Genomic DNA, 24,251 nt, shown 5'->3' with positions numbered 1-24,251 from the left:
CCGCGGGCAGCGCCGCATAGCGCTCGCCGTTGCCCGAATCCGCTGTGCCCGATGCCATGGAGAATGCGCGGTTGCCCGCCCAGAATGCCGATAGCGCCTATAAGGCCGATAGCGCCGATAGCGCCGATCCCCAGGCCGGGGAGCTGATCTACCGTATCCACGCCGCGCGCGATGATGATGGCTGGCGCGGCGTGGTTGCGCTGGTGCGCGATCAGTTCGCCGCGGGCACGGCCGTGCTGGCGCGGCGGCACCTGGCCGGCGGCCAGGGCGCGGTGCTGCACGGCGCCCCGGACGACCCGGCGTTTTTTCGCACCTTTGCGCAGTACTCCGCGCGCAACCCGTGGTTCCTCTCCAGCACGGCCTACCAGCCCCTGCAGGTGATCAGCGGCGACGACATGCTGGGCAGCGGCGACCTGGTCCGCACGGACTACTACCAGGCGTTGCTGCGGCCCCATCGCTATCTGCATCGCTTGTGCGGGGTGGTGGCGCGCGAGGCGGATGTCGTCTACTACCTTGAGTTGTACCGGCGCGAAGACCAGCGGCGCTTTGCCAGCAAGGAGAAGGCGGAGTTCCGCGGCCTGCTGGCGCATATGGCGCTGTCGCTGGAAAACCGCTGGCACCGCCACAGCGCCGCCGACCTGAGCCAGGCGCTGATGTGCGTCATCGACGGTCATCCTAACGCGACCTTCCTGGTGGAGCAGGATGGCCGCATCGTCTACTGCAACCGCAGCGCGCAGGCGCTGTGCGGGCAGGGCAGCGGCCTGTACCGGGATGGCGAGTATCTTGCCGCGGTGATGCCGACCGATCACCGCACCTTGCACGAGATGCTGGCCACGCTAGCCGGGGCTTCCCAGGGACTTCCCCCCAAGGCCGGTGACATGCGCGACGCCCACCCGGGTCACGCCACGCTGGTGCCCACGCAGGTGCTGTCGGTTTCCGCGCCCGGCTTTGCCTTGCCCACGACGCTCACGTTGCAGCCCGCCGGTGCATCCATGCGCAACGGGCTGGGCGAGGAGCGCGCGCTGGTGGTGGTCAGCGCGCGCCGGCAGGGTGCGGAGCATGCGCACCACGATTGCCTGTTCGCGCGCCAGTTCAAGCTGAGCGAGGCCCAGGCGCGGGTCAACGCGCTGGTCTTCGCCGGCCACTCCATCGCCAGCCTGGCGCAGGTACTGCACGTGTCCGAGAACACGGTGCGCAGCCACCTCAAGCAGATCTTCCAGAAGACCAACACCCATGGCCAGATGGAATTGGTGCGCCTGCACGCGCAGCATTGCCCGCCGGCCTGAACGTCCCTCACCTGGCCATCGCGCCGTTGCCTTGTCCGCTGCCTTATCCATTGCCTCATTCAATTGGGTGAGGCCACCTCACCCAGCCACATGATGCGCGGAATCCTCGTCGTGAAGGATTCGCATCTTCTCGGGCCTGCTTATAGTTGACCCGTCGCCACGCGGCCGCCGCGAGGCAGCCGGCGCCAACAGAAAAAGAACAACCAGAATCCGTCACGCAGGAGATACGCCATGCTAGGCCTGACGTTGCTTTACGTAGGTGCCGTGCTGTGCCTGAACGGCTTGTGGCTGCTGGGCAAGATTGGCGACCGTGAGATCTGGGTCGTCAATATCTTTGCCGGCGGGGTGACGATGCTGGTGTCGCTGCGGCTGATCTTCGGCGGCGAGGCGGACAGCGCATCCATCAAGGCCGGCGCGCTGACGCTGCTGTTCACCTTCACCTACCTGTGGGTTGCGCTCAACCGCTTCAACGGCGCGGACGGACGTGGCCTGGGCTGGTTCAGCCTGTTCGTGTCGGTCACGGTGATTCCCGTCGCCATTGATGCGCTGCGCCATGCCAACTCCGTCTGGGATACCTGGTTCGCCTGGTGCTGGGTCGGCTGGGGGGTGCTGTGGTTCCTGTACTTCCTGCTGCTGGCGATGCAGCGCCCGATCCTGAAGTTCACCGGCGTTGCCACTGTCCTGGCAGGTATCGCCACCGGCTGGCTGCCAGGCTATCTGCTGCTGAGCGAATCATTCAGATAGACCGCAAAGACGTACCGCAAAGATCGACCACAGCGCGGCGGCGGGCAGCCGCACGCGACCAACGCTGATCCAGGCATGCAGCCAAGGCGGCTGCATCGTTTCAAGGCCGCAATCCGGCGACTGACCGGACACACACCAAGGAGACAGGCACATGGCAGATACCCTGATCAAGGTCGATCTCGCGCAATCGGCGTACGAGAATGAACAGGTCCACAACCGCTGGCACCCGGACATTCCCATGGCCTGCTGGGTCAATCCCGGCGACGAGTTCATCCTGGAAACCTATGACTGGACCGGCGGCTTCATCAAGAACAACGAGTCGGCGGATGACGTGCGGGACATCGACCTGTCCATCGTCCACTTTCTCTCAGGGCCGGTGGGCGTGCGCGGCGTCAAGCCGGGCGACCTGCTGGTGGTCGACCTGCTGGACGTAGGCGCCAAGCCCGAAAGCCAGTGGGGCTTCAACGGCTTCTTCTCGAAGAAAAACGGCGGCGGGTTCCTGACGGACCATTTCCCGCTGGCGCAGAAATCCATCTGGGACTTCCACGGTGTCTACACCACGTCGCGCCATGTGCCCGGCGTGGAGTTCGCCGGGCTGATCCATCCCGGGCTGATCGGCTGCTTGCCCGATCCCAAGCTGCTCCATACCTGGAACGAACGCGAGACAGGGCTGATCAAGACCGACCCCGATCGCGTGCCGCCGCTGGCCAACCCGCCGTTTGCCGCGACCGCCCATATGGGCAAGCTCGTTGGCGACGCCGGCAGGCGGGCGGCAGCCGAGGGCGCGCGTACCGTGCCGCCGCGCGAGCATGGCGGCAACTGCGACATCAAGGACCTGTCACGTGGCTCGAAGGTGTACTTCCCGGTGTATGTGGATGGGGCAGGGCTGTCGGTCGGCGATCTGCACTTCAGCCAGGGCGACGGCGAGATTACCTTCTGCGGCGCCATCGAGATGGCGGGGTGGGTGCACATGCGGGTGAACGTGATCAAGGACGGCATGGCGAAGTACGGCATCAAGAACCCCATCTTCAAGCCCAGCCCGATCACGCCGACCTACAACGACTACCTGATCTTCGAAGGCATCTCGGTCGATGAACAAGGCAAGCAGCACTACCTGGATGTCAACGTCGCCTACCGTCAGGCCTGCCTGAACGCGATCGAATACCTGACCAAGTTTGGCTACTCGCGCGCGCAGGCCTACGCCATCCTGGGCACGGCGCCGGTGCAGGGGCATATCAGCGGCGTGGTGGACATCCCCAACTCCTGCGCCACGCTCTGGATACCGACGCAGATCTTCGACTTCGATATCCGGCCGCAGGCCAATGGACCGACTGTGCATATCAAGGGCGGTGCCGACGTCCTGCTTTCGCAGGATGCGGCCTGAATGCCGATCTGAGCGCCAGCCAGAGATGTGAAGTCCCGGCGAGCGCGGGCTCCCGCCTTCCTCCTCCTTACCCAAGGGGGCCCGCGCTTGCCACTTTCCACCAAGCGGAGAGACCTGTATGCCCATGTATGAATACGCCTGCGAGGCGTGCGGCAGCTTCACCGCGGTGCGCCGCATCGACGAGCGCGACGCGCCGCAGCCATGCCCCGGCTGCGGCCACGCGGCCCGGCGCCAGGTCACCGCGACCATGCTGGCCCTGATGCCCTCGTCCCGCCGCGTCGCGCATGCGGGCAACGAGCGCAGCGCCCACGCGCCATCGAGTTCCCAGGGGCACCGCCATGGGCCAGGTTGTGGCTGTTCGGGCGGCAGCGTCGGCCTGGCCGGCAAGCCGGGCGCGGCCAAGTCCTTTCCCGGCACGCGGCCCTGGATGATCAGCCACTAGGGGAACCAGCCCGATGGGAACCAGGCCGATCGCCATCCAGGCTATTCGCCAACGACGATCGAGCCGCGCACCTGGTCCAGCAGCGGCAGCCATGCGCCGCGCGCCGTGTCGCGGCACGAGAGGATGAGCAGCAGTTCCTGGTCCGGCGTATAGATGTCGAAATGCTGCACGTAGATCGTGCCTTGCGCGCCGGTGCGCACGTAGTTGATTGCAATCGCCGGCCAGCCACCGATTTTTTCGATGCGGGGCTCGTCGATGGAGAGCATTTCCCTGCCCGATGTCTTCAGGGAGTCGCGCATCCTGCGCTCGAAGCTCGCCGCGTATGCCAGAAGCAGTGACCTGTCGAACCGGCGGACCTGCTCGGGCGTGACCGGCGCTTGCGCCATCGAGTTGACGATCACGGCTGCGTACGGATTCTGCACATTGGATACGGCATGCAGGAGGTTGACCGTCTGGCCCGCCGGCGCCGGGACGATGGAGACACCCCCCGCCGCGTCCGCGATGGTGCCGTGGGTCCGTCCCCGGGACCCGGACAGGATGGTCCAGTCCTTGGGAACCTGAACGGCAACCTGCCTGGCAAGCACGATCCGCACGAAAGGCACTGGCGCGCCCCCACCGGCCTGGGCGAAACACGGCGCGGAATTCAGGGCCAGGCCCAGCGCGCAGGCAGTCGCTGCCGCCAGCACAAGCCTGCCGCATTGCGCACGCATGCTCCCTCCGTCGTGATCCCGAACAGGAACAATATAGACGCGAAGCGGCTATCCGGCACGGATCCGGGCGTCGCACGAGCGCCATCGTCGTTGTCCGGCCCGATGCCGGGGTGCACGCCAGTGGCCGCTGCGGCTGGCGGGTCCCATGCGCATGGGACAGGGGGGCAGGGGGGCGGGGCAGGAGAGGGCTTAGCCCGCCACCACATTGCGCGGCGAGCCGGCCGCGAACGCCGCGATATTGTCGATCAACTGGTCCGCCAGCGCCTGGATGGCCTCCCGGCTCGCCCAGGCCACGTGCGGCGTGAGCAGGAAGGCGGGGTGGTCGCGCAGCGCGTGGAACGGGTGGCCGGGGCCGGGGGGCTCCTGGGTGGCTACGTCGAAACCAGCCCCGGAAACCTGTCCTTGCCGCAGCGCGTCGACCAGTGCGGCCTCGTCGACCAGGCCGCCGCGCGCGGTGTTGATCAGCAGCGGGCGGCGCGTCATCTGCGCGAACTCCTCGCGGCCGATCAGCCCCGCGTTGGCGGGGGTCAGCGGGCAGTGCAGCGTGATGATGTCGCTCAGGCGCAGCATGTCCGCGAAGGGCGTGTGTTGCGTGTCGGCGCTGTGCTGGCCCTTGCGGGCGGCGTACAGCACCTTGAGTCCCAGCAGCCGGGCGATCTCGCCCACCGCGCGGCCCAGGGTGCCGCCGCCGACGATGCCGATGGTCGAGCCGGCCAGGTCGTGGATCGGATAGTCGTGAAAGCAGAACTGCCCCGAGGCCTGCCAGCGGCCCGAGCGCACCGCGTCGCAATAGGCATGCAGGCTGCGGCGCAGCGCGAAGATCAGCGCGAAGGTGTGCTCGGGCACCGTATGCACGGCATAATTGCGCACGTTCGACACGCAGATGCCCCGGGCGGCGCAGGCGCGCAGATCGACGTGGTCGGTGCCGGTGGCCGCGATCGCCACCAGGCGCAGGCTGGCGGCCTCGCGCAGCACCTCGGCCGGCAGCTTGACCTTGTTGGTGATCACGATCTGCGCGTTGGCGATGCGCGCGGCCACTTCATGCGGCGCGGTGGCGTCAAAGACCGTCAGCTGGTGCGCGAACGGCAACGCGCGCAGCACGGTCTCGGGGGCCAGCGTGCCGCGGTCCAGGAAAACGACTTCCGGCGTGGTCTGGGAGGGGTTCATGATGTTTGTGGTGTTTGCCTGTCGGTAAGCCTGGGTGGTGAATACGCCATGCCTCCGACCATCGGCCGGCGCGCGTGGACCGGCCATGGTGGCCCCGGGCGCCCAAATTGACAATGCCGTTCTCGTCCACTAGCCTTTCCCGATTCTCAAACTCGGGCATGGCTTGACGGCCCTGGCCATCCGGCCGCCATCGATGCCGCCGCCCACCGGACGCTTTCGCGTGATCAATCCCGCCCATCTCGACCTGCAGTCCCTGCGCCTGTTCCTGGTGGTGGCGCAGAGCGGCAGCTTCACCAAGGCCGCCGAGCGCACCCACATGACGCTGTCGGCGCTCAGCCGCCGCGTTGCCGACTTGGAAAAGACCACCGATTGCGCCTTGTTCGTGCGGATGCCGCGCGGGCTTGAACTCACCCCGGCCGGCGTTGGGCTGGTCGGCCATGCGCGGGCGGTGCTGGATACCGTGAATCGCCTGGCGGGCGACATGAGCGATTTCGCCATCGGCGTGCGGGGGCATGTGCGCGTGTGGGCCAACACCTCGGCCATCATCCAGTTCATGCCGCGGGACCTGGGCGTGTTCCTGCACGCACAGCCGCTGATCCGCGTCAGCCTGGAGGAGCGCATGAGCGGCGAGGTGATCGCGGCGGTGGCGGGCGGGCAGGCGGATATCGGCGTGTTTGCCGACAACGTCGCGGCCGGCACGCTGGAAAAGTTCGAATACCGTCGCGACCGCCTGGTGGTGCTGGTGCCGCCAGATCATCCGCTGGCGGCGCGCGCCGAGGTGGCCTTTGCCGATGCGCTCGAATTCGATTTCGTTGGCCTCAACCAGGGCAGCTCGCTGCTGCAGCGGCTGGCCGACGCCTCGGCCGCGCTGGAGCGCGTGCTCAAGCTGCGCGTGCAGGTCAGCAGTTTCGATGCGATCTGCCGCATGATCGAGGCGGGCCTTGGCATCGGGGTCTTGCCGGAGGGCGCCGTGCGCGCCGAGATACTTGGCGCCGGGTTGCGCGCCATCCGCCTTGCTGATCCGTGGGCCTCGCGCACGCTGTGGCTTGGCGTGAAATCGGTCGCGGCGCTGCAGCCCGAGGCGCGCAAGCTGTTCGATCACCTGCTGGCGCCGCACTGAGGCGGCCGCTTCAGCCTTGCGTTTTCGGAAAGGGTGCTGGCGCAATCCGACATGTTCATGTGCCCGCGCGACTGCCATGATGGCTCCCGGCTAAACCGCACAGAGAGCAAGCGCGACATGATTGACCACCTCGACCACCTGGTGCTGACCAGCACGGATGCCGGCGCGACCATCGATTTCTATACGCGCGTGCTCGGCATGCAGCTGGAAACCTTCGGCAAGAACCGCGCGGCGTTCCGCTTCGGCAACCAGAAGATCAACCTGCATGTGCGCGGTGCGGAGTTCGAGCCCAAGGCGCACCTGCCGGTGCCCGGCGCGCTGGACCTGTGCTTCATTGCGTCGATCCCGCTCGATGCGGTGATCGAGCGGCTGCGCGCCGCCGGCTGGCCCATTGTTGCGGGCCCGGTCGCGCGGACCGGCGCCACGCAGAAGATCCGCTCCGTCTACGTGCGCGATCCGGACCTGAACCTGATCGAGATCTCCGAGCTGGACGCGCCGTGACCGGCGCGACGGCGTTGAATAACGTGCCGGCGCGAGCGCTGCGCGTGCTGCTCGCGCCCGATTCGTTCAAGGGCAGCCTGGACGCGCCGGCGGTGGCCCGGCATATGGCCTGCGGCATCCGCCATGCGCTGCCGCACGCTCTGGTCACGCAGGTACCGATTGCCGATGGCGGCGAAGGCACGGCCGCCGCGGTGGCCGCGGCATGCGGCGGGCGCTGGCATGCGGTGGAGGCGACGGATGCCAACGGCCAGCCGGTGCGCATGCCGTTTGCCGCCTGCGAGAACGCGGCGCTTGGCACCTTTGCGATCTTCGATGTGGCGGCCGTGGCCGGCCTCCCAGATGCGGTGGCGGCGCCCGGCGCGCGCACCACGCGCGGGGTAGGCCAGGCCATACGCGGGATTGCCGCGCGAGGTTTCGCCACCATCGTCATTGGCCTGGGCGGCTCCTCGACCAACGATGCCGGCGCCGGCATGCTCTCGGCGCTGGCGTTCGACTTCCTCGATGCCGCGGGCGAGCGCATCGACCCGGTACCCGACAATCTTGCGTCGATCCGCAGCCTGCGCCCTCGGGTCGATGCGGGCCTGCTGCAAGGGCTGCGCCTGGTGGCGCTCACCGATGTCACCAGCCCTTTGTGCGGGCCGGATGGCGCCAGCATGATGTTTGGCGGACAAAAAGGGGTGACGGACCTCGCGCAAGCGGACGAGGTAATCGGCGAGTTCGCGGCCCGTTGCGAGCTGGCGCTCGGTTGCCACGCAGCGCAAGCGCAGGGCGCGGGCGCTGCGGGCGGGCTGGGCTTTGCCTTGCGGCTGCTTGGCGCGCCATTGCTGCCGGGAGGCCGCTTTATTCTCGACACTGCCGGGTTGGCGACGGTGGCCGGGTACGACTGGATCCTGACCGGCGAAGGCCGCTCTGATCGCCAGACCTTGCTTGGCAAGGGCCCGGCGCTGGTCGCGGCACTGGGGCGCCGGCACGGCGTGCCCGTGACCCTGCTATCGGGAGCGATTGCCGATGGCGCGCTGCTGCGCGAGGCATTCGATGGCTGCTTCTCGGTGCAGGCCGGCCCTGCGTCGCTGGCTTGGTCGATCGCGCAGGGCGGGGCGCTGCTGGAGGCCGCCGCCGCGCAGTTGGCCCGGCTTTATGCGGCCGCGCGGCGTTCCGCTTAGAAGGACGACCAGTCGGACGCCGGCGCCGAAGCCGCAACGGCACGCGGTGCCACCGGCGCGGCGCGGCGTGGCGACGACGCCGCGGGCCGGCTTGCGGCTCGCACGGCATGGGGCGCCGGCGCACTCGCCGCGCCGGCTACGCCATGGTTGCCCAGCCTGAACGCGGCCACCGTGTCGTTCAGCTTGGCGGCTTGCTCTTCCAGCGATTGCGCTGCCGCCGCTGCTTGCTCCACCAGCGACGCGTTCTGCTGCGTCACTTCATCCATCTGGCTCACCGCGTGCGCGACCTGGTCGATGCCGGCGGTCTGCTCGACGGACGCGGCGGAGATCTCGCCCATGATGTCGGAGACGCGCTGGATGTCGCGGATGATCTCGGTCATGGTCGAGCCCGCCTGGTCCACCAGCGCGGTGCCGGTCGTCACGCGCGCCGAGGATTTGTCGATGAGGTCCTTGATCTCCTTGGCGGCGCTGGAGGACCGCTGCGCGAGCGAGCGCACCTCGCCCGCGACGACCGCGAAGCCCCGGCCTTGCTCACCGGCGCGCGCTGCTTCCACGGCCGCATTCAGCGCGAGGATGTTGGTCTGGAAGGCAATGCCCTCGATGATGCTGATGATGTCAGCGATGCGGGCCGAGCTCTCGTTGATCTCGCTCATGGTCGCGACCACGTCGCGGATCACTTCGCCGCCGTGATTGGCGGTTTCCGATGCCGTGGCCGACAGCACCGCAGCCTGGCGCGCGTTGTCCGCGTTCTGCTTGACGGTGGTGGTGAGCTCTTCCATGCTGGCCGCGGTTTCTTCGAGCGATGCGGCCTGCTGTTCGGTACGCGACGACAGGTCGATGTTGCCGGCGGCAATCTGCCTGGTGGCCGCCGCGATCGTTTCGCTGCCCGTGCGCACGGACAAGACGGTTTGCGCCAGGCCGTCCTGCATCTTCGCGATGCCCGACAGCAACTGGCCCATTTCATCCTGCGAGCGGATTTCAACGGGGCGGCTCAGGTCGCCCGCGGTGATGTGGCCGAAGTGCGCGAGCGCCGCGTCGAGCGGGCGCGCAATGGCGCGACGCAGGGCTACCCAGCTATAGATGGCCAGCGCCAGCCCCGCCAGCAACGCGGCAATGGTGATCGTCCTGAAGGTGGCATAGGACGCCTCGGCAGCCTCATAGCTGCGCTTGGCCAGGGCTGACTGGAACTGGCTGAGCGTTTCGCCGCTGGCTTGCAGCGCAGCGTAGTACGGCGTTTGCGCGACCCCCGCCTCGATGATCTTCTGGTGGTCGGCCGACTTGACGGCGGCGGCGAAGGCATCGAGCGCGACGTACAGCGCCTTGCGCTTGGCAATGACATCCTGGGCCAGCCGCTCTTCTTCCGCGTCGCGCGGCAAGGACAGGTAACGCTGCCAGGCGGACTCTGACTGCGCGAGGAATTTCTCCGTGCGGGTCAGCAGTTCGGCAGCGTGGGGAGATTCGGGATCCATGCCAGCGCTGAACAGCGCCGTGCGGACCCGGCCCAGCCAGATATCAGCTTCCGCGATCGCCATGGCGCTCGGCATCTGGTTGGCATACGTGGCGTGGTTCGCCGCATTGCTGCGCGACATGCCGAGCAAGCCCAGTGCACCGACGACGAGCAGCAAGACGGAAAGCACGAGCATTGCAATGGCGAGCCGTGCCTTGATGGTTAAGTTGGGGAGCATTGTTTAATCCATGGATTGAGAAGGATCTCAATGCTCGTTTACGGCGACGCCATTTGAAGTTGAAGCAAGGCTTCGACGCGCACTATGTCTGCTACAACCACGAACGCGCGGAGCCAATCGGGCGCGCGCGTCGTTGGTAGCCCCCGGGCAGGCAGGAGGGCGAAGCTGTAGGTCAAACTTGTCTACCAGGGCGAACACAGATTCCCGCTGTCTGGACAATGAAGGCCTCGCGGCCGCTCGCTCGGAACGTGCTGCGAAGCCCGAGGAAGAACGCATGGGAAACCGCCACACATGCCTTCAACGGCGCATTGCGCGCGCTGGCGTGATTGGCGCAGCCACCACCATCTCGCGCACCATCGCGCGAAAGCGCGTCACGGCTGCCGGCAGCGCGCCTTGGCGCATCGCGAGGTGCAGGGGCGCGCTCAGCGGCGGGCTCTCGCCCAGCGGGCGATAGACGATGTCCTCGCCACCCAGGCGGTGCATGGACGCGGGCACCACGGACACGCCAAGGCCTGCTGCCACCAGGCTCAGCGTGGCCGGCAGGCGCGGCGCTTCCTGCGCCACCAGCGGGCTGAAGCCCGCGGCGCGGCAGGCGGTCAGGATCGCGTCATACAAGCCGGGCCCGGTGGGGCGGCGATAGAGGATGAACGGCTCGCGCGCCAGCGCTGACAGCGGCAGCGCGCCGGCCTGCGCTGCCAGCGGATGCGCGGCCGGCAACGCCGCCAGCATCGGCTCGTCCAGTACGGCCTCGAGCACCAGCCCGGCGGTGCTGCCCACCGGCGAGCGGACGAACGCGGCGTCCAGCCGCTCGTGCAGGATCGCGTCCACCAGCTCGCTGGTGCCGGCTTCCTCCAGCGTCACGGCAACGCCCGGCACGCTCTCGCGAAACCGGCGCAGCACGGCGGGCACGAAGGGGTGCAGGGCGGCGGAGCTGGTAAAGCCCACCGCCAGCCGCCCTTGCTCCCCGGCCGCGGCGCGGCGCACCACGTCGGCCACGCCTTCGGCCCGGGCCAGCACGGCGCGAGCCTCTTCCAGCAATGCCAGGCCGGCCTCTGTCGGGCGCACGCCGCGCGGCAGGCGGCGCATCAGCAAAACATCCAGCTCCTCCTCCAGCCCGCGCAACAGGCGCGTGAGCGGCGGCTGCTGCATGCCCAGGCGCTCGGCGGCGCGGGTGACGTGGCCTTCCTCGGCCAGCACGACGAAGGCGCGCAGCCGGCGTAGCTCAATCATTGCCATACTCCCAAGGTATTGAAAACGTGTTCAATATGCATTGGAAATCATAGCAGTTCGGCTCTATCCTGACGGCATGCATCGGGCATCCACGGAGCACGGCCATGCAAGAACAAGATCTGGGCAATGACAACGACAAAGACAACGACAAGGACGCCAATCTTCCCGCGTCGTCGCACCCGGGCAACCTGCTTGCGTTCCTGGCGTGGCTAGACGCCATGCCGCGCACCTTTGCCGACACCATGGAGGCATGGCGCACGTCCTGCCCAAGGCTGTCCGCGTGGGAGGATGCGACGACGGCCGGCCTGGTCGGCATGGCGTCCCGGCCCGGCGTGCCGCGCGCGCAGGCCATCGTCGCGCTGACCGCCAAGGGCAGGGCCGCGCTGCAGCAGGCCGGGCAGGCCGCGACGCCAAATGCTCCAGATACCTACGATGCGCCAGATACTCCCGATCTTCCGAGGCACTAGAACCGAACCCGCAAAGGAGCAGCAATGACTTGGTCAGCCAAGCAATACGTGAAATTCGAGAACGAACGTACCCGTCCGGTGCGCGACCTGCTGGCCGCGGTGCCGGGGCGCGAGCCGCGCGTCGCGGTAGACATCGGCTGCGGCCCGGGCAATTCGACGGAAGTGCTGGCCGCCTGCTTTCCCGGCGCGAGCGTGACCGGGCTGGACAGCTCGGCCGACATGGTCGAAGCCGCGCGCAAGCGGCTACCGGCGTTGAAATTCGAGGTGAGCCGCATCGAAACCTGGTATGACCCGGGCCCTTACGACGTGATCCTCGCCAATGCCGTGCTGCAATGGCTGCCCGACCACGGCCGCCTGCTGCCCGCGCTTGCCGCCAAGCTGGCGCCCGGCGGCAGCCTCGCGATCCAGGTGCCCGACACGCTGGACACGCCCGCGCACCGCCTGATGCGCGAAGTCGCCGCCGACGGCCCGTGGGCCGCCAAGCTGGCCGCCGCTTCGCAGGCGCGTACCGGGCTGCAGGGGGCTGGCTGGTACTACGAACTGCTGCGCGCGCATTGCGCAGCGGTCGATGTCTGGCACACCACCTACCACCACGCGCTGGCCGGTGGCCCTGCCGCGATCGTGGAGTGGTTCAAGGGCACCGGCCTGCGTCCCTTCCTGGATCCGCTGGATGAAGCCGAGCGCGCTGCCTACCTGGAACGCTACACCGCGCAAGTGGCGTGCGCTTATCCGCCGATGGCGGACGGCACGGTGCTGCTGCCGTTCCCGCGGTTCTTCATCGTGGCCACGCGCTGACCGGAACCGGGGCCGCAACCAACAGCGTGCGCAGTCTCAAGCAGCCTCAGGCCTTGCGCAGGTAGCAGGCCTTGAGCATGAAGCTGCCGGCGTCCATCTTGCAATCGACCTCGTGGTCGCCGCCCACCAGCCGGATGCTCTTGACCTTGGTGCCCATCTTCAGCGTGATGGACGAGCCCTTGACCTTCAGGTCCTTGATCAGCACCACGGCGTCGCCGTCGTTCAATACGGCGCCGTTGGCATCCTTCACCACGGCCTGGTCGCTGTCATCATCCTGCGCGGCGGCCACCATGGCCCACTCGTGGCCGCAGTCGGCGCAGACGTAGTTGTCGCCGTCGGGGTAGGTGTTCTCCAGGGCGCATTGGGGGCAGGCGGGGATAGTGGGCATGACGGCTTCCGGTTACTTGAGGCTTGAGGCTTTTGAGGGGCTAGAGTATAGCGGGCGGCGTTGCCGCCCAAAGCCGCTTAGCTTTTCCCAGCGGCCGCGTTACGCTGGCGCGCCACGAGGCGCAGACGCGCGGGACGTTGGTGCGCCAGGCCGGCCTAGTTGCCGTTGCCGGCTTCCTTCGCATCGCGCAATGCCCGCGCCTGGCGGTTGCGTCCGCTGCCGCCGCGCCGCCGGTCCGCTAGCGGCAGGCCGCCGCGCGCGGCCATCTGCCGGGAGCGCTGCTCCAGCCGCATCAGCATGTCATCCAGTTGCGCCACTTCCTTGTCTTCGAGCGCATCCAGCAGTTCAAGGTTGACCTGTTTCGTCAGCGGGAAGATCTCGCCGTACAGGGCTTCGCCCGCAGCGGTCGGCGCCAGCGTGACCTGCCGCGCATCATCGGGCCGCGCCACCCGGCTGATCAGCTTCTTGTCCACCATCGCCGTGATCGTGCGCGAAGCGCGGGGACGGTCCAGGTGGGCCAGTTGCGCCAGCTCGGACGAGCTCATCGCGCCGTGCGCGCCCAGCAGCGCAAGCAAGCGCCATTCCCTGCGGGTAATGCCGAATTGCCCTTCGCAATAGCGGATCACGATGCCGCCGGCATCCGCCAGCAGACAGCTCAGCCGGTAGAGCAAGAGGTCTTCGATCGATTGCGGCTGGCTCAGGCGATCGGAGGCGGGATTGGAAGCTGGCATGGAGGCGGCCCAGGTGAATCGAATCATAGGTTCGTGATCGCGCGCCCTGGCAAGGCGGCGCGCGAGAAGCCGCATTACAGGCCAGCGGCGCCACGGCGTCAAGAAATGCGACGAATGCTACACCGCCGCTGGCGCGCGTTCGGCCACGCCGTATGACCCGTTCAGATAATCCTGATTCTCTCGCACCGGCTTATCCGGCAACCTTCGGCCAACACCCTAGAACAGGCAAGCGCCCCAGCTTGCCGGCCTGAGTTTCGGAGACAACGATGATTGGCATGACCGCGATGAAGCACGTAGGCACTGGCTTGAAGTGGATGGTTTTCGGACCGCTTGCGGCGGGGCTTGCCTCGGGCGCGATGGCCGTGGATGCGTTCCCATCCAAGCCGGTCACGCTGGTGGTTCCCTTTTCGGCGGGCGGCCCGACGGATGTCGTGGCGCGGGCACTTGCGCAGGCGATGTCCAGGGATCTCGGGCAAAGCGTGATCGTGGAGAACCGCCTCGGTGCCGGCGGCACGGTCGCGGCGGCCTATGTCGCGCGGGCCCAGCCGGATGGCTACACGATCCTGATCCACCACAACGGGATGGCGACGGCGCCCGCGCTGTACAAAAAGCTGTCGTACAGCCCGCTGAGGGACTTCGAGTACATCGGACAAGTCGCGGATGTCCCGATGACCCTGCTCGGGCGCAAGGACCTGCCCCCGGCCACCACGCAAGACCTGGTGAAGTACGTCGCCCAGAACAAGGACAAGGTATCTCTGGCCAACGCCGGCCTGGGGGCGGTATCCCAGCTGTGCGGGCTGCTGTTCGAGGAGGCAGTGCATGTGAAGCTGAACGCGATTCCCTACCAGGGCACCGGGCCGGCGCTCACGGCGCTGCTCGGCGGGCAGGTCGACCTGCTATGTGACCAGACCACATCGACACTGCCGCATATCAATGCCAACCGGCTCAGGTTCTACGGCGTGACCACGCCCAAGCGCATCAAGGCGCTGCCCAATGCCCCGACGCTGCAGGAGGGCGGCCTCAAGGGCTTCGAGATGAAAGTCTGGCATGGTGTCTACGCGCCCAAGGGCACGCCGCCAGTTGTCACCGCGCGCCTGACCAAGGCGCTGCAGAAGGGCTTGCAGGACCCGATGGTAGCGAAGCGCCTCGATGACCTTGGCGCCGAGATCGTGCCCGTCGACAAGCAGACGCCGGACGGGCTGCATGGCTGGCTCAAGACGGAAAGCGACAAATGGCAACCGCTGCTGAGAACGATGAAGGTGGAAGCGGACTAACGTTGGAGATGACAGCGGGCCATGGCTCGCCGCCATGGCAAGCACGCCGCCGTGCAACCGCAGCGCGGCGTTTTTGCGTTCGGCGCCGCCTGGGCGCGCGCTGCAGGCATGTCGTTCGCTGATGGCAGCAGCGTCATTTTCTATTTCACCATTCACGCACCCGCTGGCTACCATCGTCTCCACGGGCTTGGCGATTTGCCCCGAGCCCGCACCATAACAATCTGGAAGAGACATGAAACGCTTGATTGTGCAAGTCGGGGTGGGTGCGCTCGTCGGCGTTGGCGCGCACGCCCAGCCGGCATACCCCGACCATCCCATCCGCATGGTGGTTGGCTTCGCCGCGGGCGGCAGCACGGACCTGGTGGCGCGTATCGTCGCCAACAAGGTTGGCATGCTGCTGGGCCAGCCGATCGTGGTCGAGAACCGGGCAGGCGCGGGCGGCAGCATTGCCACCGACGCCGTCGCCAAGAGCAAGGCCGATGGCTACACGCTGCTGTTCGGCACCAGCTCGCACGCCATCAACGCGTCGCTATACAAGACGCTTCCCTATGACAGCGGCGCGGTCGTGCCCGTGTCCATCGTGGCCGCCGTGCCGATGGTGCTCTCGGTGAACCCATCGGTGAAAGCCAGCACGGCAAAGGAGCTGGTCGACGATATCAAGAAGAAGCCCGGCAAGTACAGCTACGGCTCCGCCGGCAAGGGCAGCGCGTTGCATATGGCCGTGGAGCTGCTGAAGTACCAGGAGCACCTGGACGTCGTCCACGCGCCTTACCGGGGTGCCAGCCAGGCGATCCAGTCCGTGATGTCCGGCGACCTGCAGTTCATCACCGATGCCGTATCCACCTCCGCGCCCATGATCAAGGCCGGGCGCCTGAAGGCGCTCGCGGTCACCACCGGTACGCGTTCTAGCGTGCTGCCGAATGTTCCGACGATGAAGGAGGCGGGCTTTCCCAACTACGAGGCATCGATCTGGAACATGGTGATGGTGCCGCGGGGCACGCCCGCGCCCGCGATCGAAAAGTTGAGCGTGGCCCTGCAGCAGGCCGTCAAGGATCCTGAAGTGCGGGAGCGGATGGAGAAGATCGGCGTGCAGCCCGTGGTGGATTCCAGCCCGGATAAGGCCGCCAGGTTCGTGCAGGCGGAGACGCGCCGCTGGGCGGAGGTGATCAAGGCGGGCAACATCCAGGCGGACTGAATGCGGGCCCGGCAGGCTATGCGCCAATCCAGGTGGCGCCCGGCCAGGCGCCATCCAGCACCAGGCGCTTGATCAGCGTGACCAGTTCCGCCGAGGCGAAGCTTGCGGCAGGCGACATCCGGCGTGTGGCCGGATGCGCCAGCACGATACGCCGGGAAAGGTTGGGCGAGGTGATCGGCGCCGCGGCCAGCGTCCCTTTTTCCAGCTCTTCGGAGACGGCGGAGCTGGGCAGCACCGTATAGCCAAAGCCCTTGGCAACCAGGGATTTCTGCACGCTCAGGGAGTTGGTCTCGACGGCGATCGTGAGCGTCACCCCCGCCACCGCGCACGCATGCTCGACCACAGTGCGCAGGCCGTGCGGCGCATTGGGCAGCACCAGCGGCAGGTCCCGCAGGCTCTCGATGGTATGCGCGGCGCCCGCGGGCACGGTGCCGGGGGCGCCAATCAGGCAGAGCTGCTCGTCGAGCAGCGCCTCGACCTGCAAGCCGGGGGACGCCTTGATGTCGTACAGCAGCGCGATCTCGACGTCGCCCGCCTCCAGCCATTGCAGGAGGTTGCCCGCGTAACCCACGTTGAGCCGCACGACCAGTTGCGGGTGCTTGCCTTTGACGGTAGCGACCAGCTCCGCGGCCAGCAGCTCGCACGTGCTGGGCAGCAGGCCGACGGCGGCCATGCCGGAGATCGCCCCGGCCACCGGCTGGATCTCCGCCTTGGCCCGGTCGAGCTCGCGCAGCGCGCGGCGCCCGTACTCAACCAGCGTCCGGCCCGCGTCGGTGAGGACCATGCCGTGCCGTTCGCGCTCGAACAGCTCTACGCCGAACTCCTCCTCAAGCAGCCGCACATGCCGGGAAACGGCCGGCTGCACGATGCGAAGAAGCTCGGCGGCCTTGGTGGCGCTGCCGGTCTCGGCAATGGCCAGGAGGGCGCGAAGCTGCTTGATGTCCATGGGCGTGATCCTGTGATTCTGGTGGTTGGCCGGCTATCCAAATTACTGATGTAGGAATCAAATTATTCTATTTCATATGAGATTCCATTCAATTTTATGATAACAGCGTTGTTCCCTACCCAGATCACTTCCCATGACAAATCCAAATCCAAATCCAAATCCAAATCCTGAGCCTCTTGCCTGGCAAGAGGACATCTTCCAAGTCATCAAGCAAGCCGGGGTCCGGCAAATTGCCTATGTGCCGGATGCCGGGCACTCGCACGTCATCAAGCGGGCCAAGGCCGACCCGGCGATCCGCGACATTGTCCTCACCACCGAGGAGGAGGGCGTCGGCGTTGTCAGCGGCGCGTGGCTGGGCGGCGAGCGCGCGGTCCTGCTCATGCAGAGCAGCGGCGTGGGTAACTGCGTGAACATGTTCTCGCTGCTGGAAAGCTGCCGGTTCCCGTTTTTCACCATCGTGACCATGCGTGGCGAGTACGCCGAGTTCAATCCCTGGCAGGGGCCGATGGGACTGGTTACCGAGGCGGCGCTCAAGCTGATGGGCATCACGGTGTACCGCGTGGACTCGCCGCAAGACGCTGCCGAACTGGTCGACGCGGGCCTGGCTAGCGCCTTCGACGCCGGGCAACGCGTGGCGATTCTTCTTTCTCAAAGCCTCATCGGCCGCAAAAACTGGGTGCGCTGAACCTATGACTACCTTGACCTCCAAGCCGGCGATCGACCGCCGCGAATTTGTTGCCACGCTGCTCAGGCAGTTTCCCGATGCGCTGGTCGTGACCGGTCTCGGCTCGCCTTCGTACGACGTCTTTGCCGCCGGCGACCGCCCGGGCAATTTCTACCTGTGGGGCGCCATGGGCGGCTCAACGTCGGTGGCGCTGGGGCTGGCCCTGGCACAACCGCAAAAGCAGGTGATCGCCATCACCGGCGATGGCGAGCAGTTGATGGGCATCGGCAGCCTGGCGACCGCCGCGGCGCAGAACCCGAACAACCTCGCGGTGGTGATCCTGGACAACGGCCACTTTGGCGAGACCGGCATGCAGCAAAGCCACACCAGCCTGGGCACCAACCTGGCAAAGGTGGCCAAGGCGTGCGGCGTGCCGTCCACGCTGGAGATCTTTGACATGGAAGAAGTGCAGACGCTGGTGCAGGCGATCAGGAATGCCGACGGCATGACCGTGGCGCAGGTGCGCATCGCCGCCGAAGAGCACCAGCGCGCCTTGCCGCCGCGCGATGGCGTGTTCGTCAAGAACCGGTTCCGCCAGCATCTGGGCTTCGCGCCGTTCTAGCCGTCCCGCCGCAGCTTTCCATCCTGTGCCTCCATCCTGCGAGTCCATCCTGCGCTTTCAATCTGACCGGACAACATTGCACCATGAAGCAATATCAAATGTTCATCGACGGGACCTTCGTGAATGCAAGCGACGGTCGCTGGTTCGAAACCCAGAATCCTTTCACGGGTAAAGCCTGGGCAGAGGTAGCCCGCGGCACGGCGGCCGATGTGGACCGCGCGGCCGGCGCAGCCGATCGTGCGTTCCGCGCGGGCCCCTGGGCGGCGCTGACAGCCACCCAGCGTGGCGCGTTGCTGCGCAAGCTCGGCGACCTGATCGCCAGGGACGCGGAGCGCCTGGCTGAGTTCGAAGTGCAGGACAACGGCAAGCTGCTCGCCGAGATGAGCGGGCAGGTAAAGTACCTGCCGCAGTGGTTCTACTACTTTGGCGGCCTGGCCGACAAGATCGAGGGCACGGTCATCCCGCTCGACAAGAAGGGCTACTTCAACTACACGCGCAGCGAGCCCCTGGGCGTGGTGGCCGCCATCACGCCCTGGAATTCCCCGCTGATGCTGCTGGCGTGGAAGATTGCGCCGGCGCTGGCCTCCGGGTGCACGGTGGTGGTCAAACCGTCGGAGTTCACCTCGGTTTCCGCGTTGGAACTGGCGCTCCTGTTTCAGGAGGCAGGCTTTCCGCCCGGCGTCTTCAACGTCGTGACGGGTTTCGGCGCGGAGGTCGGGTCGCCGCTCGTCACGCATCCGCTGGTCAGGAAGGTCACGTTCACGGGGTCCGATGCCACCGGCCGCGTCATCAACCAACAGTGCGCGGCACAGTTCAAGCATGTCAGCTTGGAGCTTGGCGGCAAGTCGCCTAACATCGTGTTCAACGACGCCAATCTGGACGATGCCGTCAACGGCGCCGTCTCCGGGATCTTCGCGGCCAGCGGACAAACCTGCATTGCCGGTTCCCGCCTGCTGCTGCAGCAAGACATCCACGATGCCTTCGTCGAGAAGCTGGTGGCGCTGGCCAGGACGGCAAAGCTTGGCAACCCCATGAATGCCTCGACGCAGGTCGGCCCCATCACCACGCCGGCGCAGTACGACAAGGTGCTTTCCTACATCCGGATTGCCAGGGACGAGGGCGCCCGCCTTGTACTGGGCGGGCAGCCTGCGTCGTGCGGGCAAGGGTGGTTTGTCGAGCCGACCATCTTCTGCGGGGTGACGCCGCAAATGCGCATCGCGCGCGAGGAGGTCTTTGGCCCGGTGCTCTCCGTCCTGAAGTTCAAGGATGAAAGCGAGGCGATAGCGATCGCCAACGATAGCTGCTACGGCCTTGGGGCGGGCGTGTGGACCAGCGATATCGGCCGGGCATTCCGCATGTCCGAGAAGATACAGGCCGGCACCGTGTGGGTGAATACCTATCGGGCGGTCAGCGTCATGTCGCCCTTCGGCGGTTACAAGGATTCCGGCCTGGGGCGGGAGAACGGCATCGACGCGATCCGGGCGTATCTCCAGACCAAGAGCGTCTGGATCAATACCGGCGCGGGCTCCGGCAATCCGTTTGCCATGCGGTAGGCGCCAGATTGGTGGGAGAGATCGGCGAGACGTTCACGTGCTTAACCGATCAGCTTTGCCGGGCTCCCGCCGGCAGCCTGCGCCACGCTGATCAGCTCGTCGATCAGGGCGCGCGCGCAGCCGGGCAGCCCCTGCAGTTCGCGCACGATGACCGCGCGCTCGCGGATCACCCATGGTTCGTCCAGCTCGACGATGGCGAGCTTCATGGTCTGGCGGTGCCGCAGCGCCGCGGACAGCGGCACCACGCCAATGCCCACGCCCGCTTCGATCATGCGGCACATGGCTTCGAAGCTGCGAATCTGGATGCGGATCTGCAGCTTGCGCCGTTGCTCGTGGAGCAGATCGGTGAGGAAAGCATGCAGGGTGCTGCCCTCGTGCAGGCTGACGTGCTCGTACTCGAGGGTGTCGGCGAGCGAGACCTTGCTCTTTTGCGTGAGGGGATGGCCGACGGGCGTGGCAAGCACGAGCTTGTCCGTGCTGAAGTGCACCACTTCAAGCCCTTCCGGGTTCACGGGCCCGGAGATGATGCCGAGGTCGGCGCTGCCGTCGAGCACGCCGCGGATGATGTCCCGCGTCAGGCGCTCCTGCAGGTCGACGGTCACGGCGGGGCGCACCGCCATGAAGCGCGAGAGCACTTCCGGCATGAACTCCGTGACCGCGGTAGTGTTCGCGAAGATGCGGATGTGACCGACGGAATCCTTCGAGAACTCCTCGAAATCGCTGCGCACGTGTTCGAACTGCCGCTCGATGACCCGCGCATGGCGCAGCAGCCGTTCTCCGGCGGGCGTCAGCGCCAGCCCCCTGCTCTCCCGGTAGAACAGCCGGGTGCCCAATTGCTCCTCCAGGGACTTGAGGCGCGCGCTGGCCGCGGCGGGGGACAGAAATGCCTTTTTCGCACCGCGAGAGAGGTTTTCTTCCTCGGCGATGCGGGCAAAGAGCCTGAGGTCGGCAAAGTCAAAGTGCATGGATACTCCTTCGCCGCCACTGTACCAAGGGGTCGCCGGTGCCGCAATTCATGCGGCGGGCCCGCTGGCAAAGCGATGGTTTCCATTGAAGCGAATGGCTGGTTCGAGAAAACGAGATGGTCCGATGCCCTCCACTCTGGGAGACTAGCTTCGGTGCGCATTGCACCAGGCGTGCTGCCCATGCGTGGCGACTTCCGGCCGGGCCGGGGCGCCGTGGACCCACTTCTCCCGTTTGCCGCTGCACTGCGCAGGGCAGGCGGGCCCAGACTGAACAAGGCTGCTATGCGTCCCCTGGATGGCATCACCGTCGTTTCCCTCGAGCACGCCATTGCCGCGCCGTTCTGTACCCGGCAACTGGCGGACCTCGGCGCCCGGGTCATCAAGGTCGAGCGGCCCAAGGTGGGTGATTTCGCGCGCGGCTACGATGAGCGGGTGGATGGCCTGTCCTCGCATTTCGCCTGGACCAACCGTTCCAAGGAAAGCCTGGCGCTGGACCTCAAGCACAGCGAGGCCCCGGCCATCCTGGGCAAGCTCCTCGGCCAGGCCGATGTGCTGGTGCAGAACCTGGCGCCGGGCGCGGCGGACCGGCTCGGCCTTTCCTATGCGGCGCTGTCGCAGCGCTATCCCGCCATGGTCGTCTGCGATATTTCAGGCTATGGCAGCGATGGCCCCTACCGGGACAAGAAGGCCTATGACCTGCTGATCCAGGCGGAATCCGGCTTCGTCTCGATCACCGGCACCCCCGATAGCCCCGCCAAGGCTGGCTGCTCCATTGCCGATATCGCGGCTGGCATGTATGCCTACTCCAACATCCTGGCGGCGCTGCTGCAGCGCGGCAGGAGCGCAAAGGGCGCGCATATCGACGTGTCGATGCTGGAGAGCATGGTCGAGTGGATGGGCTATCCGCTTTACTACGCGTTCGATGGCGCCACGCCACCGCCGCGGGCCGGCGCCTCTCACGCCACCATCTTCCCGTATGGCCCGTTTGTCGCCGGCGACGGCAAGACCATCATCCTGGGCCTGCAGAACGAGCGCGAGTGGGATGCCTTTTGCCGCGTCGTGCTGGAGCGGCCGGAACTGACAACCGACGAACGCTTTGTCTCCAACTCCCTGCGCACCCAGAGCCGCGCGGCGCTCACCGACATCATCACGACGGTGTTCTCCGCCCTGACCATCGAGGCGGTGATCGAGCGGCTTGAGCGCGCCCAGATCGCCAATGCCCGCATGAACGACATGCGCGACGTCTGGAACCATCCGCAGCTCAAGGCGCGCGAGCGCTGGACGTCCGTGCCGTCGCCCGTGGGCATCATTCCGGCGCTGCTGCCGCCCGGCACGCCACAGTCGTTCGCGCCGCGGATGGACGCGATTCCCGCGCTCGGCCAGCATAGCAAGAGCATCCTGCTCGAACTTGGCTACACCGCGGACGACGTGGTTCGGCTCAGTGCCGAAGGCGCGATCTGACCCTATGCCTTCCATCCCGGATAAAGATCCCATGGCCGCCGCCGCTATCGCCCGTTCCTATCTCTTCGTGCCCGCCAATCGTCCCGAGCGTTTCGCCAAGGCCAACGCCTCGGGCGCGGACGCGGTCATTCTCGACCTCGAGGACGCGGTGTCCGACGAGGACAAGTGCCGGGCTAGGGGGCTGCTGGAGGCGTACCTGGCCGACGGCGGCTGCGCCATGGTGCGGATCAACGCCACGCAGACCGAATGGTTTGAGGATGACGTGCGCCTTTGCCGCGAGAAAGGCGTGACGGGCATCGTGCTGCCGAAGGCGGAAAGCGCGGCGGACGTCGCGCTGGTGACCAGGCACCTTCGGCCCGGCGTGCAGGTGCTCCCGCTCATCGAGACCGCCAGGGGCATGGCCAACGTCAAGGAGGTGGCCGGTGCACCGGGCGTCGACCGCCTGATTTTCGGGACCGTGGATTTTCGCACCGAGCTGGGCATCGAGGGCGACGACCAGGAGCTGCTGTTTTTCCGCTCCATGCTCGTCCTTGCGTCGCGGGTCGCGGGCATTGCGCCGCCGGTGGACGGGGTGACGGTTGCGCTCTCCGATGCCGAGGCGCTGCGCAACGCTGCCGAACGCGGGCGGCGCCTGGGCTTCGGGGCAAAGCTCTGCATTCACCCTGCTCAGGTGGGCGAGGTCAACGCCGCCTACCGGCCAACCGAAGCGCAGCTTGCCTGGGCCACGCGAGTGGTCGAGCAGGCAAGGTCAGGCCCGGGCGCATTCCAGCTCGACGGCGAGATGATCGATGCGCCTGTCATTGCACGCGCTATGAGCCTGCTCGAGCGCGCGGGCCGGGCGCCGGCCTGATCCGCATCAACGACTGACCATGACCAGAACATAACCACAGAGAGATTGATGGACACTGCCAACCTGAAGGCGTGGATCGGTAAGTCAACCGAGTCCCAGGACGACATCACCGCGTTTCCCGTCAAGGCGCTTAGCGCGACCCTGGACCGCGAAGACGCGGCGCCCGTGCACGGCGATGCCTTGCCCCCGCTCTGGCACTGGCTCTACTTCTTGCCGCTGCACCGGCAGTCCGAGCTGGGCATCGACGGCCACGCCAATCGGGGCGGGTTCCTGCCGCCCGTGCCGCTACCGCGCCGCATGTGGGCCGGCGGGCGCCTGCGTTTTCACCAGCCGCTGCGCCTGGGCGATGCCGTGTCGAAAACTTCCACCATCCTGGATGTAAGCGCCAAGGCGGGCCGCACCGGCTCGCTGGCCTTTGTGACCGTGGAGCATCGGTACTCGGGGCCGCAGGGCCTTGCGGTGACGGAGGAGCACGACATCGTCTACCGCGAGGACGCCATCCCGGGCGCGGCCGCGCCGGACCCGATCGCCGCGCGCACGGACGAGGACTGGTCCCGCGAAATCGTGCCCGACCCGGTGCTGCTGTTCCGCTTTTCCGCGCTGACCTTCAATGGCCACCGGATCCACTACGACCACGACTACGTGACCACGGTCGAGCACTACCCGGACCTGATCGTCCACGGCCCGTTGCTGGCCGTGCTGCTCCTTGACCTGGTACGCAGGAACCTGCCGGACGCCACCGTCAGCCGTTTTTCCTTCAAGGGCGTGCGGCCGACCCATGTGCCCCAGCGTTTCCAGGCCTGCGGCAAGCTGAGCGAGGACGGCAAGACGGTCGCGCTGTGGATTCGCCAGGCGGGCGGCGCTCTCGCCATGACCGCCACCGCTGAGCTTGGCTAAGCCAGGCACCT

At 66.9% G+C, this 24,251-nt stretch carries 25 protein-coding genes; 17 read left to right on the top strand and 8 right to left on the bottom strand.

Annotated features, from left to right (window positions below; translation table 11 throughout):
- Positions 1-71 precede the first annotated feature (71 nt).
- The 4 genes from AC1RQC_RS01900 to AC1RQC_RS01885 all read left to right on the top strand — a co-directional run bounded on the left by AC1RQC_RS01900 (position 72) and on the right by AC1RQC_RS01885 (position 3,856).
- Positions 72-1,286, top strand: coding sequence for a helix-turn-helix transcriptional regulator (locus tag AC1RQC_RS01900; protein WP_492882342.1), 1,215 nt, complete (start codon positions 72-74; stop codon positions 1,284-1,286).
- A gap of 231 nt (positions 1,287-1,517) precedes the next feature.
- Entirely contained in the window at positions 1,518-2,030 is a 513-nt protein-coding gene (locus AC1RQC_RS01895) for an AmiS/UreI family transporter (protein ID WP_174427428.1), read from the top strand.
- Between the two features lie 151 nt (positions 2,031-2,181).
- The gene (gene fmdA / locus AC1RQC_RS01890; protein WP_492376187.1) at positions 2,182-3,414 is read left to right on the top strand and encodes a formamidase; all 1,233 of its coding nucleotides are present in this window, start codon (positions 2,182-2,184) and stop codon (positions 3,412-3,414) included.
- 118 nt (positions 3,415-3,532) lie between these two features.
- Entirely contained in the window at positions 3,533-3,856 is a 324-nt protein-coding gene (locus AC1RQC_RS01885) for an FmdB family zinc ribbon protein (RefSeq protein ID WP_492813986.1), read from the top strand.
- Between the two features lie 41 nt (positions 3,857-3,897).
- On the opposite strand, the gene AC1RQC_RS01880 is transcribed toward AC1RQC_RS01885, so the two are convergent.
- Complete coding sequence (locus AC1RQC_RS01880) at positions 3,898-4,566, bottom strand: hypothetical protein (protein WP_492882341.1); 669 nt, start codon at positions 4,564-4,566, stop codon at positions 3,898-3,900.
- A gap of 189 nt (positions 4,567-4,755) precedes the next feature.
- Entirely contained in the window at positions 4,756-5,733 is a 978-nt protein-coding gene (locus AC1RQC_RS01875; RefSeq protein WP_492882340.1) for a D-2-hydroxyacid dehydrogenase, read from the bottom strand.
- 220 nt (positions 5,734-5,953) lie between these two features.
- Here AC1RQC_RS01875 and AC1RQC_RS01870 point away from each other — a divergent pair, with 220 nt between their 5' ends.
- The 3 genes from AC1RQC_RS01870 to AC1RQC_RS01860 all read left to right on the top strand — a co-directional run bounded on the left by AC1RQC_RS01870 (position 5,954) and on the right by AC1RQC_RS01860 (position 8,517).
- Entirely contained in the window at positions 5,954-6,853 is a 900-nt protein-coding gene (locus tag AC1RQC_RS01870) for a LysR family transcriptional regulator (RefSeq protein ID WP_492371720.1), read from the top strand.
- A 117-nt stretch (positions 6,854-6,970) separates the two neighbouring features.
- Positions 6,971-7,354: a VOC family protein gene (locus AC1RQC_RS01865; RefSeq protein ID WP_492882339.1), complete on the top strand. Its 384-nt coding sequence runs from the start codon at positions 6,971-6,973 to the stop codon at positions 7,352-7,354.
- Entirely contained in the window at positions 7,351-8,517 is a 1,167-nt protein-coding gene (locus tag AC1RQC_RS01860; RefSeq protein ID WP_492882338.1) for a glycerate kinase, read from the top strand. Before AC1RQC_RS01865 ends, AC1RQC_RS01860 begins: the two co-directional genes overlap by 4 nt.
- Here the strand turns inward: AC1RQC_RS01860 and AC1RQC_RS01855 are convergent.
- Together AC1RQC_RS01855 and AC1RQC_RS01850 are read right to left on the bottom strand one after the other, a co-directional pair.
- Positions 8,514-10,202, bottom strand: a complete 1,689-nt coding sequence (locus tag AC1RQC_RS01855; protein ID WP_492371603.1) for a methyl-accepting chemotaxis protein — start codon at positions 10,200-10,202, stop codon at positions 8,514-8,516. The genes AC1RQC_RS01860 and AC1RQC_RS01855 overlap by 4 nt on opposite strands.
- Positions 10,203-10,499: 297 nt before the next feature.
- A complete protein-coding gene (locus AC1RQC_RS01850; RefSeq protein ID WP_492882337.1) occupies positions 10,500-11,438 on the bottom strand; it encodes a LysR family transcriptional regulator in 939 nt (312 codons plus the stop codon).
- 98 nt (positions 11,439-11,536) lie between these two features.
- Here AC1RQC_RS01850 and AC1RQC_RS01845 point away from each other — a divergent pair, with 98 nt between their 5' ends.
- Entirely contained in the window at positions 11,537-11,899 is a 363-nt protein-coding gene (locus tag AC1RQC_RS01845) for a hypothetical protein (RefSeq protein WP_492882336.1), read from the top strand.
- 24 nt (positions 11,900-11,923) lie between these two features.
- Entirely contained in the window at positions 11,924-12,694 is a 771-nt protein-coding gene (gene tam / locus AC1RQC_RS01840; protein ID WP_492826450.1) for a trans-aconitate 2-methyltransferase, read from the top strand.
- A gap of 46 nt (positions 12,695-12,740) precedes the next feature.
- Here the strand turns inward: tam and AC1RQC_RS01835 are convergent, their stop codons facing one another.
- Both AC1RQC_RS01835 and AC1RQC_RS01830 read right to left on the bottom strand, forming a co-directional pair.
- Entirely contained in the window at positions 12,741-13,082 is a 342-nt protein-coding gene (locus AC1RQC_RS01835; protein ID WP_492371607.1) for a zinc ribbon domain-containing protein YjdM, read from the bottom strand.
- A 155-nt stretch (positions 13,083-13,237) separates the two neighbouring features.
- Positions 13,238-13,813 (bottom strand): MarR family winged helix-turn-helix transcriptional regulator, encoded by a 576-nt coding sequence (locus AC1RQC_RS01830; protein ID WP_492882335.1) that lies wholly within the window; start codon positions 13,811-13,813, stop codon positions 13,238-13,240.
- Between the two features lie 275 nt (positions 13,814-14,088).
- Here AC1RQC_RS01830 and AC1RQC_RS01825 point away from each other — a divergent pair, with 275 nt between their 5' ends.
- Both AC1RQC_RS01825 and AC1RQC_RS01820 read left to right on the top strand, forming a co-directional pair.
- Positions 14,089-15,087 carry a tripartite tricarboxylate transporter substrate-binding protein gene (locus AC1RQC_RS01825; protein ID WP_492882359.1) on the top strand — a complete coding sequence of 333 codons (999 nt, stop codon included), beginning with the start codon at positions 14,089-14,091 and terminating at the stop codon, positions 15,085-15,087.
- A 232-nt stretch (positions 15,088-15,319) separates the two neighbouring features.
- Positions 15,320-16,282, top strand: coding sequence for a Bug family tripartite tricarboxylate transporter substrate binding protein (locus AC1RQC_RS01820; RefSeq protein ID WP_492882334.1), 963 nt, complete (start codon positions 15,320-15,322; stop codon positions 16,280-16,282).
- A 16-nt stretch (positions 16,283-16,298) separates the two neighbouring features.
- Here the strand turns inward: AC1RQC_RS01820 and AC1RQC_RS01815 are convergent, their stop codons facing one another.
- Entirely contained in the window at positions 16,299-17,228 is a 930-nt protein-coding gene (locus AC1RQC_RS01815; protein ID WP_492371610.1) for a LysR family transcriptional regulator, read from the bottom strand.
- Positions 17,229-17,361: 133 nt separating this feature from the next.
- On the opposite strand from AC1RQC_RS01815, the gene AC1RQC_RS01810 reads away from it, so the two are divergent.
- The 3 genes from AC1RQC_RS01810 (at position 17,362) to AC1RQC_RS01800 (ending at position 20,067) form a co-directional block, all read left to right on the top strand.
- Entirely contained in the window at positions 17,362-17,913 is a 552-nt protein-coding gene (locus AC1RQC_RS01810; RefSeq protein ID WP_492814003.1) for a phosphonopyruvate decarboxylase, read from the top strand.
- A gap of 4 nt (positions 17,914-17,917) precedes the next feature.
- Positions 17,918-18,514 carry a thiamine pyrophosphate-dependent enzyme gene (locus AC1RQC_RS01805; protein ID WP_492814005.1) on the top strand — a complete coding sequence of 199 codons (597 nt, stop codon included), beginning with the start codon at positions 17,918-17,920 and terminating at the stop codon, positions 18,512-18,514.
- An 83-nt stretch (positions 18,515-18,597) separates the two neighbouring features.
- A complete protein-coding gene (locus AC1RQC_RS01800; RefSeq protein ID WP_492814007.1) occupies positions 18,598-20,067 on the top strand; it encodes an aldehyde dehydrogenase in 1,470 nt (489 codons plus the stop codon).
- A gap of 41 nt (positions 20,068-20,108) precedes the next feature.
- Here AC1RQC_RS01800 and AC1RQC_RS01795 read toward each other — a convergent pair whose 3' ends face one another.
- Positions 20,109-21,032: a LysR family transcriptional regulator gene (locus tag AC1RQC_RS01795; RefSeq protein ID WP_492371614.1), complete on the bottom strand. Its 924-nt coding sequence runs from the start codon at positions 21,030-21,032 to the stop codon at positions 20,109-20,111.
- A gap of 282 nt (positions 21,033-21,314) precedes the next feature.
- Here AC1RQC_RS01795 and AC1RQC_RS01790 point away from each other — a divergent pair, with 282 nt between their 5' ends.
- The 3 genes from AC1RQC_RS01790 to AC1RQC_RS01780 are packed head-to-tail and all read left to right on the top strand — an operon-like array spanning position 21,315 to position 24,240.
- On the top strand, positions 21,315-22,493 hold the full coding sequence (locus AC1RQC_RS01790; RefSeq protein ID WP_492882333.1) for a CaiB/BaiF CoA transferase family protein: 1,179 nt from the start codon (positions 21,315-21,317) through the stop codon (positions 22,491-22,493).
- 31 nt (positions 22,494-22,524) lie between these two features.
- Complete coding sequence (locus AC1RQC_RS01785) at positions 22,525-23,343, top strand: HpcH/HpaI aldolase/citrate lyase family protein (protein WP_492814010.1); 819 nt, start codon at positions 22,525-22,527, stop codon at positions 23,341-23,343.
- Between the two features lie 48 nt (positions 23,344-23,391).
- Entirely contained in the window at positions 23,392-24,240 is an 849-nt protein-coding gene (locus AC1RQC_RS01780; RefSeq protein WP_492882332.1) for an HTD2 family dehydratase, read from the top strand.
- Positions 24,241-24,251 lie beyond the last annotated feature (11 nt).

The sequence above is a fragment of the Cupriavidus sp. GW822-FHT03E04 genome, assembly GCF_058801495.1.
The sequence above is the reverse complement of the archived record's forward strand: the minus strand, read 5'-3'. Positions and strand labels throughout refer to the sequence as shown.